Genomic DNA, 17,240 nt, shown 5'->3' with positions numbered 1-17,240 from the left:
CCTAGTACGCCAGCGAGCGGTCGACGGCGTCGAGCACCCTGTCCAGGCCGGGCAGGTACTCGTCCTCCAGGCGGGCCGGCGGGTACGGAGCGTGGAAACCGCCCACGCGCAGGACCGGCGCCTCCAGGTGGTAGAAGCACCGCTCCGTGATGCGGGCGGCGACCTCGGAGCCCACGCCGAGGAAGACCGGCGCCTCGTGGACGACCACGAGCCGGCGGGTCTTCTCGACCGACGCCTGGATCCCGTCGAAGTCGACCGGGGACATCGAGCGCAGGTCGAGGACCTCCACCGACTTGCCCTCCTCGGCGGCCGCGGCAGCCGCCTCCAGGCAGACCTTCACCATCGGGCCGTAGGCGGCCAGGGTGACGTCAGAGCCCTCACGGCTCACCCGCGCCTTGTGCAGCTCACCGGGGATGGCGTCGAAGTCGACCTCGCCCTTGTCCCAGTAGCGGCGCTTCGGCTCGAAGAAGATCACCGGGTCGTCGCTGAGGATCGCCTGCTGGAGCATCCAGTAGGCATCGCTCGCGTTCGACGGGGAGACCACCTTGAGGCCCGGGACGTGCGCGAAGAGCGCCTCCGGGGACTCGCTGTGGTGCTCGACCGCGCCGATGCCGCCCGCGTACGGGATGCGCACGACGACGGGCATCTTGACCTTGCCCAGGGCGCGGGCGTGCATCTTCGCGAGCTGCGTGACGATCTGGTCGTACGCGGGGAAGACGAAACCGTCGAACTGGATCTCCACGACCGGCCGGTACCCGCGCAGGGCCAGGCCGATGGCGGTGCCGACGATGCCCGACTCGGCGAGCGGGGTGTCGATGACCCGCTCCTCGCCGAAGTCCTTCTGCAGTCCGTCGGTGATCCGGAAGACGCCGCCGAGCTTGCCGACGTCCTCACCCATGATCAGGACCTTGGGGTCCTGCTCCAGCGCCTTGCGCAGCGACTCGTTGAGCGCCTTGGCGATCGACATCTTTTCGACAGCCATCAGTGACCCTCCTCGAAGGACGCGAGGTAGGCGGCGAACTGGGCGCGCTCCTCGTCGACGAGCGCGTGCCCGTCCGCGTAGACGTTCTCGAAGATCGCCATGGTGTCCGGGTCCGGCATGGCGCGCACGGCCTCGCGGACGCGCTTGCCCATCGCCTCGCTCTCCGCCTCCAGCTCCGTGAAGAACGCCTCGTCGGCGCCCCCGGTGGCCAGCAGGTGGGCCTTCAGGCGCAGGATCGGGTCCTTCGCCTCCCAGGCCGCCGTCTCCTCGTCCCGCCGGTACTTCGTCGGGTCGTCGGAGGTGGTGTGCGCACCCATGCGGTAGGTGAACGCCTCGACCAGGGTCGGGCCCTCGCCGCGGCGGGCCCGGTCCAGGGCCCAGCGGGTCACGGCCAGGCAGGCCAGCACGTCGTTGCCGTCGACGCGCACGCCCGGGAAGCCGAAGCCCTGTGCGCGCTGGTAGAGCGGCACGCGCATCTGGCGCTCGGTCGGCTCGGAGATCGCCCACTGGTTGTTCTGGCAGAAGAACACCACGGGGGAGTTGTAGACGGCGGAGAAGGTGAACGCCTCGGCGACGTCGCCCTGGCTGGACGCGCCGTCGCCGAAGTAGGCGATGACCGCGGAGTCCGCGCCGTCCTTGGCCACACCCATCGCGTAACCGGTCGCGTGCAGCGTCTGCGAGCCGATCACGATCGTGTAGAGGTGGAAGTTGTTGGTGTTCGGGTCCCAGCCGCCGTGGTTCACGCCGCGGAACATGCCGAGCAGGTTGGTCGGGTCGACCCCGCGGCACCAGGCGACGCCGTGCTCGCGGTACGTCGGGAAGACGTAGTCCTCGTCGTTCAGCGCCCGGCCGGAGCCGATCTGCGCGGCTTCCTGGCCGAGGAGCGAGGCCCACAGGCCCAGCTCACCCTGACGCTGCAGGGCAGTCGCCTCACCGTCGAACCGACGGGTCATGACCATGTCGCGGTACAGCCCGCGCAGGTCCTCGGTCGTGATGTCGGCGACGAAGGGGGCGAACTCGGCGTTCTCCGCGTTTTCGACGCGGTCCCCTTCGGGCGTCAGCAGCTGTACGAGCTGAGGTACGACATCCTGCGTCTGCGCGGTGGCAGCGGCGGGCTTGGCGGCGCTTGCCGCGCCTGCCGCCCGCTTGGTGCCGCTGCTGCGTCGCGGCTTGCGCGCGGCAGTGCTCTCCACGGTCACGTGTGCTCCTCCGTCGGTCCGGCACCCGGGTTCTCCGGGGTCCAGTGCGGCTCACCTGTATCCGTAACGAGCGCACGGGGTGGGTGCGCGTCGCGTACGGGGATTCAGGCGTGACAGGTGCCCCGGCGAGTGCCCTGCGCAATGCACGTTACCCAGTGTGTCGCATAACTGCGAAACCCCGTTTGACCTGCGTTTTTGCTTGGATTTCCAAGTAAATCCGCAGCGACGGGAACAACTACTGGTCACAGCCTTGCAGGGGCCGGGAACAACGGCACGTTATCCCGGGTAACTCCGGCAGGGAAGGGGTGAGTGTGTGAAACTGACTTCGTGCGCGAAGACGGAAAAATCAAGGTATTCCTCCTGGACGACCACGAAGTGGTACGTCGGGGTGTCCATGAGCTCTTGTCGGTCGAAGACGACATCGAGATCGTCGGCGAGGCCGGCACCGCGACGGAAGCCCTGGTCCGTATTCCCGCCACCCGTCCCGACGTGGCCGTCCTCGATGTCCGCCTGCCGGACGGCAGCGGTGTGGAGGTGTGCCGCGAGGTGCGCTCCGGGAACGAGGACATCAAGTGCCTGATGCTGACCTCGTTCGCCGACGACGAGGCACTCTTCGACGCGATCATGGCCGGCGCCTCCGGATACGTTCTCAAGGCGATCCGCGGCAACGAGCTGCTGAGCGCCGTGCGCGACGTGGCCGCCGGCAAGTCGCTGCTCGACCCGGTCGCCACCGCGCGGGTGCTGGAGCGGCTGCGTGACGGCAAGGGCGGCAGGGGCGACGACCGCCTCTCCAACCTCACCGAGCAGGAGCGCAAGATCCTCGACCTGATCGGCGAGGGCCTGACCAACCGCGTCATCGGCGAGCGGCTGCACCTGGCCGAGAAGACGATCAAGAACTATGTCTCCAGTCTGCTGTCCAAGCTGGGCATGGAGCGCCGCTCCCAGGCCGCGGCCTACGTGGCCCGGCTGCAGGCCGAGAGGCGCTGAGCGCGCCCGCACCACGGCGGTGACGCCCCGTGTGGTGCTCAGAATGCATTCCGGTTTCGGCTATCACCAGGCCTGCAACGGCAGTGTGGTGGCGTGCGGGGCCGACCATTTCAATTCCCGTGACCAGCGGCTCCGGTCGGTCCAGTTCACCGGAACGGCGCAGGTAGCCGAACCGGCCGCGGCTGAACCGGAGCTCTTCGGCCCGGTTCCGCATTTCGGCGGCGGCGAGCTCTTCGACCCCGTCTGCACGCGCGTCGAACCCCAGTTCATCACCGTGCACTCGCCGACCCGGAATGCGGAGCGCGCGTACCGGCACGCGCTCCGACCCGCGTCACTCCTCCGAGTTGGTGCCGGCGCCACCGCCGGGGCCACCCGCGCCACCGCCGCTCGCGTCCGTGGGCTTCGGTGACGTGGAGGTCGTCGGCTTGGTGCTCGCGGACGTCGTCGGCTTCGTCGACGCCGACGCCGACGGCGAGGCCGTACCGGTCGGCGAGTGCGACGCGGACGCCGAGGGCGTCGGGCTGAAGCTCTGCGACCGGGTGCGGCTCGGCGCGGGCGAGTTGTCGTTGCTGGGCGGGGGGTTGTCCTGCGTCTGCGTCGCCGTCGTGGCGTTCGGGGTGCTGGACTGGCTCGGCTGGCCGCCCGGGGTGCTCTGGGTGGTCTCCGGCTTGTTCCCGCCCTTGCCCACGGTGTTGACCGCGTACGCCACGCCGCCCGCGACCGCGATGATCGCGAGGACCGCGAACAGCCAGGCCTTCCAGCGGCTGCCGCCGCCACCGCGCTCGTCGTAGCCGTCGTACCCGTCGTAGCCGCCGCTGTTGGTGCCGGGGAAGGCCGAACCGTCGTCCGGGTTCAGCGCCGGCACCATCGGCTGCTGGAACTGCGAGGTCGAGGCGTGCGCCCCGTACTGCTGCTGACCGCCGCTCCCGCTCACGGGCATGGCCGTGGTGGCGGCGGCGCCGCCCCGCCCGTGCGGCAGGGCCATGGTGACCGGGCCGGTGCCCCAGGTGCCGGTGTTCGCCCCCTGCTCGTGCAGCATCTGCAGCGCGTACTGGACCAGCCCGCGCATCTCCTCGGCGCTCTGGAACCGGTCGTCCGGGTCCTTCGCCAGGGAGCGCATGACCAGACCGTCGAGCTCCTGCGGGATGTGCTGGCCCTCCGGCAGCTGCGAGGGCGGCACCGGTGCGTCCTGGACGTGCTGGTAGACGACCGACAGCGGGGTCTCGCCGGTGAACGGGGGACGCAGCGCGAGCAGTTCGTACAGCAGGCAGCCGGTCGCGTACAGGTCGGAGCGGTGGTCGACGGCCTTGCCGAGGGCCTGCTCGGGCGACAGGTACTGCGGGGTGCCCATGACCATGCCGGTCTGGGTCATCGTCGACTGGGCGCCGTGCAGCGCGCGGGCGATGCCGAAGTCCATCACCTTGACCGCGCCGGTCTCGGTGATGATGACGTTCGCGGGCTTGATGTCGCGGTGCACGATGCCGTGCTGGTGCGAGTACGCGAGGGCTTCGAGCACGCCCGAGGTGATGATGAGCGCCTGCTCGGGGCCCGGGGCCTCGGCGCTGATCAGCAGGTCGCGGATGGTGCGGCCCTCGACGAGCTCCATCACGATGTACGGGACGGTGTTCGGGCCGACCCGGTCCTCGCCCGAGTCGTACACGGCGACGACGGCGTGGTGGTTGAGTCCGGCGACGGACTGCGCCTCGCGCGTGAAGCGGGCCTTGGACACCGGGTCCTCGGCCAGGTCCGCTCGCAGCAGCTTCACGGCGACGGTGCGGCCGAGTCGTACGTCCTCGGCGGCGAAGACCTCGGCCATGCCGCCACGGCCCAGCCGGTGCGTCATCCGGTAACGACCGTCTCCCACCAGGCCGCCTGCGCCCCAGTGCTCAGGACCATCGGTCATCCCGGCGCCGTTTCCCTCGGGTTCGGGTGCCATCAGTCCTCGCCGTCGTATCTCTCGGCCGCCGCTCAGCGGTAGTCCTCTTCGTCGGTGCTCCGGTGAACGCTACAGCCTCGGAACCGGTCACCGTTCGGACAAGGCCACGCTGTGCCCGTGTGGTCACGGAACGGGCACCTGGCTTGACGTGTGCTTGCCCTCGGGCAGACTGGGCGCCACATGCGCCCGGCCGGAGGCGTAGGGACACAGCCCGAGGGGAAGCAACAGTCATGAGCCAGGACGGCACTCAGGGCCAGTACGCAGGCGGCTCTCTGGCCGGTGGCCGTTACCAGCTAAGGGACTTGCTGGGTGCGGGCGGCATGGCCTCCGTCTACCTGGCGTACGACTCGGCCCTCGACCGACAGGTCGCCATCAAGACGCTGCACAGCGACCTCGGCCGCGAGCAGTCCTTCCGCGAGCGGTTCCGCCGCGAGGCGCAGGCTGTAGCAAAACTGTCGCACACGAACATCGTCTCGGTATTCGATACCGGTGAGGGCGAAGTGACGTTCGGTGGCAGCAGCCGCGGTGACGGCGCCGTGATGCCCTACATCGTCATGGAGTACGTGGAGGGCCGGCCGCTGGGTTCGGTGCTGGAGGAGGACGTCCGCCAGCACGGGGCCATGCCCGCGGACAAGGCGCTGAAGGTGACGGCCGATGTGCTGGCCGCCCTGGAGACCAGCCACGAGATGGGGCTCGTCCACCGCGACATCAAGCCCGGCAACGTCATGGTGAACAAGCGCGGCGTGGTCAAGGTGATGGACTTCGGCATCGCCCGCGCCATGCAGTCGGGGGTCACCTCGATGACGCAGACCGGCATGGTCGTCGGCACCCCGCAGTACCTCTCGCCCGAGCAGGCCCTGGGGCGCGGGGTCGACGCCCGTTCCGACCTCTACTCGGTCGGCATCATGCTGTTCCAGCTGCTGACCGGGCGGATCCCGTTCGACGCGGACTCCCCGCTGGCCATCGCCTACGCCCACGTGCAGGAGGAGCCGGTCGCCCCGTCCTCCGTCAACCGGTCACTGACCCCGGCGATGGACGCGCTGGTGGCGCGGGCCCTGAAGAAGAACCCGAACGAGCGTTTCCCCACGGCCGCGGCCATGGGCGACGAGGTCGCGCGGGTGCTGGGATCCGGGCAGACCGGGGCGCCGGTCATCGTGCAGGGCCACGGCCCGCTGAGCAGCGGCGCGGGTGTGGCCTCGGCCGTCTTCCCGCCGGTGGAGTCCGGGTACCAGGCGCCCCCGCAGTCGGTGCAGCAGCCCTACCAGGCTCCGCAGACCCCGACGCCGGCCCCGTACGCGCCGACGCCCGCCCCCCAGCACGCGCAGGGCGGCTACGCCTACCCGCACACGCCCCCGCCGCAGCAGCAGTACGCGCCGCAGACCCCGCCGCCGTACACGATCTCCCCGACGGGCGCGTCGGGCGCATCGGCGACGGCCGGTGGCGGCAAGCGGAACATGCCGGTGCTCGTGGGCGCGATCGCGGTGGCCCTGCTGGCCGTCGGCGGCCTGATCGCGGCGATCGCGATGAACGGCGACGACAAGGACAAGGGGCGGACGACGGCGGACCCGGGCGCTTCCGCGTCGGCCTCCGCCAAGGCCGGGTTCAAGGGCCCGGACACCACGCGGACGATCGACCCGAAGAAGTGCACCGAGCCGGTGAAGCACTACAGCGAGGCCGGCAAGTACATGGCGCCGGACCTCAAGTACAAGAACCTGCTCTCCGTGAAGGAGTGCATCCAGGCCTCGGGCGGCAAGTACAAGATCGAGTACAAGGACGAGGCCGTGTACGGCAAGGACACGGTGCTGTTCCAGACCCCGTCCGCCGGCGAAAAGATCGACAAGGAAGGCACGGAGTACACGCTGACCGTGTCGAGCGGCAACCCCGAATAGCGCACCGCGTTCCGACACACCGGCATCCCGGGCACCCCGATGGGGGGTCCGGGATGCCGCTTTTGCCCCACTATGTAAATCTGGGCGCATATCTCTGACGCGCAGCGAGCAGCTCGCCGGCTCGGGACGGGAGGGGCTCCCCGTGATCCAAGGCTTCCGCCCGCCGCACTGGCTGGCCTGCGCGGCCCTGGCCGCCGCCGCGCTCGCGCCCACCGCCTCCGCGTACGCGGGCCCCCTCCTCGCCCCGGCCCGGCACGCGGCCGCCCCGGTCCCCGCACTCGCCCTCGCGCCCGCGCCCGCCCCTCCGGACGGCCCCTACGAGGAGCTGGCCGGCAGCCTCGCCGGCGTCGGGCGGGAGCGCCCCGGGCGACCGGTCGGCGAGCCTGCCGACCCCGAGCTGACGGTGGCCTCCCGGCCGCTGCCGGTGCGCCCGCGCACCGAGCCCACGCCGCCACCCGACGCCGCCGTACCGAGCCCGCACCCGCCCCTGCCTCTGCCCCCGCAGGCCGATCCGCAGCGCCCGCCGTCGGTGGTCACCGCACTGGGCACCGACACCAACGACCGGGCCGCCGACCTGGCCGCGCACATACTCCCGCTCGGCACCGGGTTCGCCCTGATGGGGCTGGGTCTGGGCTACCTCGGGATGCGGCTGCGCCGGAGCATCTGAGCGGACCCCGGCCACCCCCTTCCCACAGCCGTCCCCCTCGGGATGTAGTCCCGAGGATGGTTGCCGAGAGTGAACATACTCGGTATACATACTCGGTATGTCGATCCGCCACGGGCTACTCGCCCTGCTGGAACGGGGTCCTCGGTACGGCTCACAGCTGCGCACCGAGTTCGAATCCCGCACCGGCTCCACCTGGCCGCTCAATGTCGGGCAGGTGTACACGACCCTCGCCCGCCTCGAACGCGACGGCCTCGTCGCCCCCGACGGCGAGGACGCCGCCGGCCACACCCTGTACGCCATCACCGACGCCGGACGCACCGAGCTGTTCCAGTGGTACGAACGGCCCGTCGACCGGGCCAATCCGCCCCGCGACGAGCTGTCCATCAAGCTCGCCATGGCCGTTGGCGCCCCCGGCGTGGACATCCGCGCCGTCATCCAGTCCCAGCGGCACGCCACGATCAAGGCGATGCAGGACTACACCCGGCTCAAGGCGACCGCGCTGGCCGCGGTCGAGAGCGGGCGGTCCCACGAACGCGACGACGTGGCCTGGCTCCTCGTCCTGGAACAGCTGATCTTCCAGACCGAGGCCGAGGCCCGCTGGCTCGACCACTGCGAAGCCCGGCTCGTCCGGCTCTCCCTGCCGGCCGACCGGAGAGCCGCGGAACCCGAACCACCCCAGGCCGCCGCCGAGACCCCGGCCCCGACCACCACCCAGCCCCGTACCGCCCGCTCGCGACGTGGCTGAACCACCGTTCCAGGGGGGAACCTCCATGCCTGAACAGCGCAAGTCCCAGCAGCCCGTGCTGCAGTTGGACCGACTCGTCCGCACGCACGGCAGCGGCGCCACCGAGGTGCACGCCCTGCGCGGGATCGACCTCTCCGTCTTCCCCGGCGAACTCGTCGCCGTCATGGGTCCCTCCGGCTCCGGCAAGTCCACGCTGCTCACGCTCGCGGGCGGCCTCGACACCCCGAGCAGCGGCCGCGTGGTGGTCGAGGGCACCGACATCACCACGGCGAGCCGCAGGCAGCTGGCCGCCCTGCGCCGCCGCAGCATCGGCTACGTCTTCCAGGACTACAACCTGATACCGGCCCTCACCGCCGCCGAGAACGTGGCACTGCCCCGGGAACTCGACGGGATATCCGCCCGCAAGGCCCGCGCCTCCGCGCTCGCCGCACTGGAGGAGATGGGCCTGGGCCAGCTCGCCGACCGCTTCCCCGACGAGATGTCCGGCGGCCAGCAGCAGCGCGTGGCCATCGCCCGCGCCCTCGTGGGCGACCGCCGCCTGGTCCTGGCCGACGAGCCCACCGGCGCCCTCGACTCGGAGACCGGCGAGTCCGTCCTCGCCCTGCTGCGCGCCCGCTGCGACGCGGGCGCGGCCGGCATCCTCGTCACGCACGAGCCGCGGTTCGCCGCCTGGGCCGACCGCGTGGTCTTCCTGCGCGACGGCAGCGTGGTCGACGAGACCCTGCGCAGCCACGCCGACTCCCTCCTCCATGGGCAGGCGGCCGGCCAGTGACCTCTCCGCTCCAAGGCTGGTACCACTCCTGGATCGCGGCCCTGCGCATCGCGCGCCGCGACGCCTGGCGCGCCAAGGGCCGCAGCGCCCTCGTCCTCGCGATGCTCGCCCTGCCGATCGTCGGGGTGAGCGCCGCCGACCTCACCCTGCGCAGCGCCGAACTGTCCACCGAGCAGATGCTGTCCCGCATGATCGGCGCCGCAGACGCCCGCGTGAGCCGCTCGGGCATGAACGGGCCCATCAACCAGACCCCCGACGCCACGAGCTACGCACCCGTCGGCGGCTACAAGGCGTACGACCCCTCGAAGTCCTCGCGGGAAACACCGCCGGAGCCGGTGCAGTCCGGCTTCCCCGCCGGGGCCCAGATCCTCAAGGACAGCTTCGGCTACGGCAAGGTCCGCACCACGCACGGGCTGCTCGAAACCAAACTGCGTGAACTCGACACGCACAGCCCGCTGGTGGGGGGCATGATCACGCTGGAGCGCGGCCGGCTGCCCGAGAACCCGGGCGAGGTCGTCGCCACCCAGGCCTTCCTGAAGAACTCCGGCTTCTTCGTCGGCTCCTCGGTCACCCCCCGCGGCGCCACCTCCTCGTACAAGATCGTCGGCGCCTACGAGGTGCCCGACGACCTCGGCCGGGACGAGATCATCGCCCCGCCCGGGACCCTGCTCGCCCCGCTCGGCAAGGCCCTGGAGGCCTCCGGAGGGCGCAGCTTCACCCCCGAGGACACCTACCTGGTCAAGGTCGGCGGCGAGGGCGTCACCTGGAACGCGGTCAAGGCGGCCAACGCCAAGGGCCTGACCGTCATCTCCCGCGCCGTCATGCTCGACCCGCCCGCCGACTCCGACGTCCCGCTCTACAAGGACGAGCCGAAGGAGCAGTTCAGCCGCGACGGCAACAACGCCGTCGAGACGGCCATCCTGGCCACCGTCGTGGGCCTGGCCATGCTGGAGATCTGCCTGCTCGCCGGACCGGCCTTCGCCGTCGGCGCCCGCCGCTCGCGCCGCCAGCTGGGCCTGGTCGGCGCCAACGGCGGCGACCGGCGCCACATCCGCTCCATCGTGCTCTCCGGCGGCCTGGTCCTCGGCGCCGTCGCCGCCGTCACCGGCACCGTCATCGGCATCACCCTCACCGTGCTCCTGCGACCGGTGCTGGAGGAGACCCTCGGCAACCGCTTCGGAGGCTACGACTTCCGCCCGCTGGAACTGGGCGGCATCGCCCTGCTCGCCGTGATCACCGGCCTGCTGGCCGCGATCGTCCCGGCCGTCAACGCCTCCCGGCAGACCGTGCTGGCCTCGCTGACCGGCCGCCGCGGCATCCGCCGCGCCAACCGGGTGCTGCCCGTCATCGGCCTGATCGCCGTCGCCGTCGGCGCCGCGATCGCCCTCTACGGAACCACCTCGCAGCTGGGCAGCACCGTCGTGGCCGGCGGCAGCGCCATCGCCGAGCTCGGCATCGTCGCCCTCACCCCGGTCCTGGTCGGCCTGTTCGGCCGGCTCGGGCGGTGGCTGCCGCTGTCGCCGCGGCTCGCGCTGCGCGACGCCGTGCGCAACCGCGGGCGTACGGCACCCGCCGTTGCCGCGGTGCTCGCCGCCGTCGCCGGAACGGTCGCAGTGGCCACGTACCAGCACAGCAACGACGTCCAGATGCGCCACGAGTACCAGGCGGACCTGCCGCACGGCACCGGGCTGCTGGAGGCGTCCGAGAACGGCGCGTACAAGGACGTGCCCGCCCTGCGCGAGATCCTCTCCAAGGAGATGCCGGTGGCTCAGCGGGCGGACGTCGACCGGCTGGTCGTCGGCAAGCCGAGCTGCGAGTCGTACTCCACGGACCCCGGTTGCGGCCGGGCCGAGATCGTCGCACCCAAGGAGCAGCGCTGCCCGCTCTACGAGAACCCCGAGGGCATGGACGCCTTCACCGAGGCGCAGCGCCGGGAACTGCGCCAGGACTGGCGCTGCCAGGACAGCCGGTACGGCACGCAGCACCCCGTCCTCGTCGGGGACGAGAAGGTGCTGAGCATCCTCGCGGTCACCGACCCGGGCTCCGTGTCCGCGCTCAAGGCCGGCCGGGCCGTCGCCTTCGACAAGCGCCAGGTCAAGGACGGCAAGCTCACCCTGCGGATCATCACGGACCCGAAGGCCGCCGACGCCATGCGCGGGAGCGGCACGGAGCTGCCCGGCGAGGACAAGATCCTCCCCGTCCACCTGGCGCCCGACACGGCCGTCAGTTGGGGCGTCGACCTGATCCTGCCGCCCTCCGCGGTCAAGGCGGCCGGGTTGGTCAGCGCGCCCCTGGGCTCGTACTTCCGCCTCGACGGGACCGCCACGACCGAGCAGCGCCAGAAGATCGACGGGGAGATCGACCGGATGGGCGTGGAGGCCGCACTGCGCATCGAGGCCGGCTACCAGGGTGACAACAGCCTGGTCATGCTCGCCCTCGCCGTCTTCGCCGGGCTCGTCACCATCGGCGCGGCCGGCATCGCGACCGGGCTGGCCCAGGCCGACGCCGAGGCCGACCTGAAGACGCTGGCCGCGGTGGGCGCGGCGCCCCGGGTGCGGCGGACGCTGAGCGGCTTCCAGTGCGGGGTGGTCTCCCTGATGGGCGTCGTCCTGGGCTCGGCCGCCGGGATCCTGCCCGCCGTCGGCCTGCGCCTGACGCAGCGGCGGGAGATGGAGGACCTCTACCGGCACTCCATCGAGCAGGGCTACTCGTCGGCAACGGAAGCCCTGCCCTACGTGCCGATCTCGGTGCCGTGGGAGACCCTCGGCGCCCTGGTCGTCGTGGTCCCGCTCGGCGCGGCCCTGCTGGCGGCCCTCGTCACCCGCTCCAGCGGCGCGCTGGCCCGCCGGGCCGCGGCGTAGCGCCGTAGCAGGCCGGTGCCCCCGTACAGGGTGGATCACGACTGTACGGGGGCACACCGTGTGAGTACGGAGGTGTGCGAGAGAATGACGGCATGGAGATGCCGAGGAGTGAACGGTCGCAGGACAGCCCCCCGCACGTCCTGATCGTGGGACAGGACGGGACGGCGGTCGGCGACGCCGATGACGAGTCGCGCGAGGTCCCGGTGACGGAAATGGTCGAACAGCCCGCCAAGGTCATGCGGATCGGCAGCATGATCAAGCAACTCCTGGAAGAGGTACGTGCCGCGCCTCTGGACGAGGCGAGCCGGGTCCGGCTCAAGGACATCCATGCCGCCTCGGTCAAGGAGCTGGAGGACGGTCTGGCTCCCGAGCTCGTGGAGGAACTGGAGCGCCTGTCCCTCCCGTTCACCGAGGAGGCCATTCCCTCCGAGGCCGAACTGCGGATCGCCCAGGCCCAGTTGGTGGGCTGGCTGGAGGGCCTCTTCCACGGCATCCAGACGGCCCTGTTCGCGCAGCAGATGGCGGCGCGGGCCCAGTTGGAGCAGATGCGCCGCGCCCTCCCGCCGGGCGGGCCGCACGACGACGACGAGGACGGCGGGCACGGAGCGATCCGCTCGGGCCCGTATCTGTAACCCCCTGCGGACCGCAGAAGAAGCGGGTCCGGCCCACGCCCGAGGCGCGGCCGGATCCGCTCCGCAGTTTCAGCCCTCTTTCAGCCCCGCCGGCGTTTGAGGCGCGGGGGTCCGGGGGCAGCGCCCCCCGGCAACGGCGCCGCACCCGGCACCCGGCACCCCCGGGAAGCCCCTCCAGGTGCGGCTCCCCGCCGGGGGGTTGGGCGCCGCATACTCAACGGCATGAGTTACGACGCGATCGTGCTGGCCGGCGGCGCCGCGCGGCGACTCGGCGGGGCCGACAAGCCCGCGCTGAGCGTCGGCGGCCGCGCACTCCTCGACCGCGTCCTCGACGCCTGCCCCGACGCCCGGACCACCGTCGTGGTCGGCGGCCGCCGCCCCACCGCACGCCCGGTCCACTGGACCCGTGAGGACCCGCCCGGCGGCGGGCCCGTGGCCGCACTGGACGCCGGGCTGCGGCGGACCACCGCCGAGCTGGTCCTCGTACTCTCCGCCGACCTGCCGTTCCTGGACCGCGAGACCGTACGGGCCCTGCTGGAGGCCCCCGGCGGGCCCGGGGCGGACGGCGCGGACGGAGCGGACGGAGCGCTGCTGCGGGACCCCGACGGCCGGGACCAGCCGCTGGTCGCCGCGTACCGGGCCGAGCCCCTGCGCCGCGAGATCGCGCTGCTGGCCACCGAGCACGGCACCCTCACCGGGCTCCCGCTCCGCGCGCTGACCGCCGAACTGGACCTCGTCCGCGTCACCTCCCGGCCACTCGCCTCCTTCGACTGCGACACCTGGGAGGATCTCGCCGTCGCCCGCGCCCGGATCAGGGAGCATGGAAGCGTGCTGGAGCAATGGATCACCGCCGTCAAGAGCGAGCTGGGCATCGACCTCGCCGTCGACACCAAGACACTGCTCGACCTCGCCCGGGACGCCGCCCACGGCGTCGCCCGGCCCGCCGCCCCGCTGACCACCTTCCTGGTCGGCTACGCGGCCGCCCACGCCGCCGCCACCGGCGCCGACCCCGCCCAGGCCGTCGCCGAGGCCTCCCGCAAGGCGGCCGACCTGGCGCTGCGCTGGGCCGACGAGGCAGCGGCCGACTCCGCCGAACAGAACGGCTCCGGATGACCCCCACGAACTCCGCCGAGCAGGCCCTCGACGAGGCCCTGGCCCTGGTCAGCCGCGCCCCCGAGAGCGGCGGCGCAGGTGGCCGTCGCGCGGCCTCCTGGTCGCGGGCCCGGGACACCGCCGTCCGCGCCGGGCAAGGGGTCCGGCCCCGGACCCACCGTGTGCCTCTGGCCGACGCCCTCGGGGAGGTCCTGGCCGCCCCCCTGGACGCGCTGTCCGACCTGCCGTCCTTCGACACCTCCGCCATGGACGGCTGGGCCGTCGCGGGACCCGGCCCCTGGAGCGTGCGCACCGGCGGCAGCGTCCTGGCCGGCTCCGAGCGGCCCGACCCCTTGACGGACGGCGAGGCCGTGCGGATCGCCACCGGCGCCCGGATCCCCGCCGACACCACCGCCGTCATCCGCACCGAGCACTGCCGCGAGGCCGGCAGCCAGCTCTTCGCGGACCGGCCCGTCCTCACCGGCCAGGACATCCGCCCGCGCGGCCAGGAGTGCCGCTCCGGCGACCTGCTGCTGCCCACCGGGTCCCTGGTCACCCCGGCCGTGCTGGGGCTCGCGGCGGCCGCCGGGTACGACGAGCTGACCACCCGGCCCCGCCCCCTCGTGGAGATCCTGGTGCTCGGCGACGAGCTGCTCACCGAGGGCCTCCCGCACGAGGGGCTGGTGCGCGACGCCCTCAGCCCCATGCTCGGACCCTGGATCGACCGGCTCGGCGCCGAGGTCATCGGCACGCGGCGACTCGGCGACGACCCTGAGGGGGCCGCCGCCCTGCTGGAGGCCGTCACCACGAGCACCGCCGACGTCCTCGTCACCACGGGCGGCACCGCGTCCGGACCCGTCGACCACGTCCACCCGGTGCTGCGGAAGGCGGGCGCCGAACTGCTGGTCGACGGGGTCGCCGTGCGGCCCGGGCACCCCATGCTGCTCGCCCGCCTCGGATCCGCGACGCCCGACGGGAACCCGGTGCGCCACCTGGTCGGACTGCCCGGGAACCCACTGGCCGCCGTCTCCGGGCTGCTGACCCTCGCCGACCCCCTGCTGCGCGCCCTCGCCGGCCGCCGCGGCCGGCCCCGCTACACGGCGCCGGTGCAGGCCGACGTCCCCGGCCACCCGTACGACACCCGGCTCGTCCCGGTCCAGCTGAGCGATGAGCACGCGGTACCGCTGCGCTACCACGGCCCCGCGATGCTGCGCGGAGTGGCGGCCGCCGACGCGCTGGCCGTCGTACCGCCGAAGGGCGCGCGGTCGGGACAGGAACTGGAGATTCTCGATCTGCCCTGGGCTGCTGGAGGATGTTTCACGTGAAACTTCACGGCCAGGACTCCATGGCCCGCGGCGCCGACGAGAAACTCGTCTCCCGGCGCATCAAGCTGCCCAAACGCATCGTCGAGAACCCGCTGAGGCAGGTCACCAAGCGCCTGCTGATGGCGCTGTTCGTGCTCTTCCTGACGGTCCTCATCGTGTGGCTCGACCGCGACGGCTACCACGACAACGCCAACCAGGAAGTCGATCTCCTCGACTGCTTCTACTACGCCACGGTGACGCTGTCGACGACCGGCTACGGCGACATCGTGCCGTACAGCGACAGCGCACGGCTGATCAACATCCTGCTGATCACCCCGCTGCGCGTGCTGTTCCTGATCATCCTGGTCGGTACCACCCTGGAAGTCCTGACGGAACGGACGAGGGAAGAGTGGCGGCTGAAGAGCTGGAGGAAGAACTTGCGTGAGCACACGGTCGTCATCGGCTTCGGCACGAAGGGCCGCTCGGCCCTGCAGACGTTGCTGGCCACCGGCCTCTCCAAGGAGCAGGTCGTCATCGTCGATCCCAGCGCCAAGGTGATCGACACGGCCAACGCGGAGGGCTTCACGGGCGTGGTCGGCGACGCCACCCGCTCCGACGTCCTGCTCCGTGCCGAGCTGCAGAAGGCCCGTCAGATCGTCATCGCCACCCAGCGGGACGACACGGCGGTCCTGGTCACCCTGACCGCCCGGCAGCTCAACCGCGGGGCGAAGATCGTCGCGGCGGTGCGCGAGGAGGAGAACGCCCCGCTGCTGCGCCAGTCCGGTGCCGACGCGGTCATCACGAGCGCGAGCGCGGCCGGCCGGCTGCTGGGCCTCTCGGTGCTCAGCCCGAGCGCGGGCACCGTGATGGAGGACCTGATCCAGCAGGGCAGCGGCCTCGACCTCATCGAACGCCCCGCCCGCAAGTCCGAGGCCGGCAAGTCGGTGCGGGACACCGAGGACCTGGTCGTGAGCGTGGTGCGCGGCCACCGGCTGCTCCCGTACGACGATCCGCACGCGAGCCCGATCCAGCTGACGGACCGTCTCATCACCATCGTGCGGGCGACGCCGCCGGCCTCACCGCAGGTGAGGTTCGGACCTGCCGAGTAGCCGCGCCGTGGCGTAGCCTCCGGGCCATGCATGCGATCACCATCGAGCAGCCCGGCGGCCCCGAGGCCCTGGTCTGGGCCGACGTACCCGATCCGGTGCCGGGCGAGGGCGAGGTCCTCGTCGAGGTCGCGGCGAGCGCCGTGAACCGCGCCGACGTACTCCAGCGACAGGGGTTCTACGATCCGCCGCCCGGCGCGTCGCGCCATCCGGGGCTGGAGTGCTCCGGCCGGATCGCCGCGATCGGACCGGGGGTGTCCGGCTGGTCCGTGGACGACGAGGTGTGCGCCCTGCTGGCCGGTGGCGGGTACGCCGAGCGGGTGGCCGTGCCGGCGGGCCAGCTGCTGCCGGTCCCGGCGGGCGTGGACCTGGTGACGGCGGCCGCCCTGCCCGAAGTCGTCGCGACCGTGTGGTCCAACGTGTTCATGGTGGCCGGACTCCGCCCCGGCGAGACCCTGCTGGTGCACGGCGGGTCCAGCGGGATCGGCACGATGGCGATCCAGCTGGCGAAGGCGGTGGGCGCGACGGTCGCCGTGACGGCAGGCGGCCCCGAGAAGCTGGCGCGCTGCAAGGAGCTGGGCGCGGACATCCTGATCGACTACCGCGAGCAGGACTTCGTGGCCGAGCTGCGCGAGGCGACGGGCGGTGCCGGGGCGGACGTGATCCTGGACATCATGGGTGCGAAGTACCTGGCCCGGAACGTGGACGCGCTGGCCGTGAACGGGCGGCTCGCGGTGATCGGGCTGCAGGGCGGGGCGAAGGCCGAGCTGAACCTCGGCGCGCTGCTGGCCAAGCGGGCGGCGGTGACCGCCACCTCGCTGCGGGCCCGCCCGCTGGAGGAGAAGGCGGCCATCATCGCCGCCGTACGCGAGCACGTGTGGCCGCTGGTGGCCGCGGGGCGGGTCCGCCCGGTGGTCCACGCGGCCTTCCCGATGCGGGATGCCGCCGAGGCGCACCGGGTACTGGAGTCGAGCAGCCACGTGGGCAAGCTCCTGCTCACGGTGTGAGGCCGGCCGCCTCACACGCCGGCGGGGCTGAATTTCAGCCCGTCCGGCGTTCGAGGACCGG

14 protein-coding genes are annotated in these 17,240 nt (G+C 72.2%); 11 read left to right on the top strand and 3 right to left on the bottom strand.

Translation table 11 applies throughout. The annotated features are described in order from the left end of the window. Position 1: 1 nt before the first annotated feature. Both IE257_RS23380 and pdhA read right to left on the bottom strand, forming a co-directional pair. Positions 2–982: an alpha-ketoacid dehydrogenase subunit beta gene (locus tag IE257_RS23380; RefSeq protein ID WP_030383836.1), complete on the bottom strand. Its 981-nt coding sequence runs from the start codon at positions 980–982 to the stop codon at positions 2–4. After that, a complete protein-coding gene (gene pdhA, locus IE257_RS23375; protein WP_189971685.1) occupies positions 982–2,181 on the bottom strand; it encodes a pyruvate dehydrogenase (acetyl-transferring) E1 component subunit alpha in 1,200 nt (399 codons plus the stop codon). Before pdhA ends, IE257_RS23380 begins: the two co-directional genes overlap by 1 nt. Positions 2,182–2,508: 327 nt before the next feature. Here pdhA and IE257_RS23370 point away from each other — a divergent pair, with 327 nt between their 5' ends. After that, positions 2,509–3,168 (top strand): response regulator, encoded by a 660-nt coding sequence (locus tag IE257_RS23370; RefSeq protein ID WP_189971683.1) that lies wholly within the window; start codon positions 2,509–2,511, stop codon positions 3,166–3,168. 331 nt (positions 3,169–3,499) lie between these two features. On the opposite strand, the gene IE257_RS23365 is transcribed toward IE257_RS23370, so the two are convergent. After that, positions 3,500–5,104 carry a protein kinase domain-containing protein gene (locus IE257_RS23365; RefSeq protein WP_189971681.1) on the bottom strand — a complete coding sequence of 535 codons (1,605 nt, stop codon included), beginning with the start codon at positions 5,102–5,104 and terminating at the stop codon, positions 3,500–3,502. Positions 5,105–5,334: 230 nt separating this feature from the next. On the opposite strand from IE257_RS23365, the gene IE257_RS23360 reads away from it, so the two are divergent. The 10 genes from IE257_RS23360 (at position 5,335) to IE257_RS23315 (ending at position 17,179) form a co-directional block, all read left to right on the top strand. Continuing rightward, positions 5,335–6,993, top strand: coding sequence for a protein kinase domain-containing protein (locus tag IE257_RS23360; RefSeq protein WP_189971680.1), 1,659 nt, complete (start codon positions 5,335–5,337; stop codon positions 6,991–6,993). A gap of 142 nt (positions 6,994–7,135) precedes the next feature. Next, the gene (locus IE257_RS23355; protein WP_189971678.1) at positions 7,136–7,660 is read left to right on the top strand and encodes a hypothetical protein; all 525 of its coding nucleotides are present in this window, start codon (positions 7,136–7,138) and stop codon (positions 7,658–7,660) included. A 97-nt stretch (positions 7,661–7,757) separates the two neighbouring features. Beyond that, complete coding sequence (locus IE257_RS23350; protein ID WP_189971676.1) at positions 7,758–8,405, top strand: PadR family transcriptional regulator; 648 nt, start codon at positions 7,758–7,760, stop codon at positions 8,403–8,405. A gap of 25 nt (positions 8,406–8,430) precedes the next feature. After that, positions 8,431–9,177 (top strand): ABC transporter ATP-binding protein, encoded by a 747-nt coding sequence (locus IE257_RS23345; protein WP_189971674.1) that lies wholly within the window; start codon positions 8,431–8,433, stop codon positions 9,175–9,177. A gap of 101 nt (positions 9,178–9,278) precedes the next feature. Continuing rightward, a complete protein-coding gene (locus IE257_RS23340) occupies positions 9,279–12,038 on the top strand; it encodes an ABC transporter permease (protein ID WP_229920634.1) in 2,760 nt (919 codons plus the stop codon). 92 nt (positions 12,039–12,130) lie between these two features. Beyond that, a complete protein-coding gene (locus IE257_RS23335; protein ID WP_030014634.1) occupies positions 12,131–12,670 on the top strand; it encodes a bacterial proteasome activator family protein in 540 nt (179 codons plus the stop codon). Positions 12,671–12,892: 222 nt separating this feature from the next. Continuing rightward, positions 12,893–13,783 (top strand): NTP transferase domain-containing protein, encoded by an 891-nt coding sequence (locus IE257_RS23330; protein WP_189971669.1) that lies wholly within the window; start codon positions 12,893–12,895, stop codon positions 13,781–13,783. Continuing rightward, a complete protein-coding gene (locus IE257_RS23325; RefSeq protein ID WP_189971667.1) occupies positions 13,780–15,087 on the top strand; it encodes a molybdopterin molybdotransferase MoeA in 1,308 nt (435 codons plus the stop codon). Before IE257_RS23330 ends, IE257_RS23325 begins: the two co-directional genes overlap by 4 nt. Then, positions 15,075–16,175, top strand: coding sequence for a potassium channel family protein (locus IE257_RS23320; protein WP_189971665.1), 1,101 nt, complete (start codon positions 15,075–15,077; stop codon positions 16,173–16,175). The genes IE257_RS23325 and IE257_RS23320 overlap by 13 nt, the downstream gene beginning before the upstream one ends. A gap of 26 nt (positions 16,176–16,201) precedes the next feature. Beyond that, positions 16,202–17,179 carry an NAD(P)H-quinone oxidoreductase gene (locus IE257_RS23315; RefSeq protein ID WP_189971663.1) on the top strand — a complete coding sequence of 326 codons (978 nt, stop codon included), beginning with the start codon at positions 16,202–16,204 and terminating at the stop codon, positions 17,177–17,179. Positions 17,180–17,240 lie beyond the last annotated feature (61 nt).

Origin of the sequence: Streptomyces avidinii, from assembly GCF_014650695.1 — a bacterium.
GTDB classification, from domain to species: Bacteria; Actinomycetota; Actinomycetes; order Streptomycetales; family Streptomycetaceae; genus Streptomyces; species Streptomyces avidinii.
This window is presented reverse-complemented; position numbering and strand designations above follow the sequence as displayed.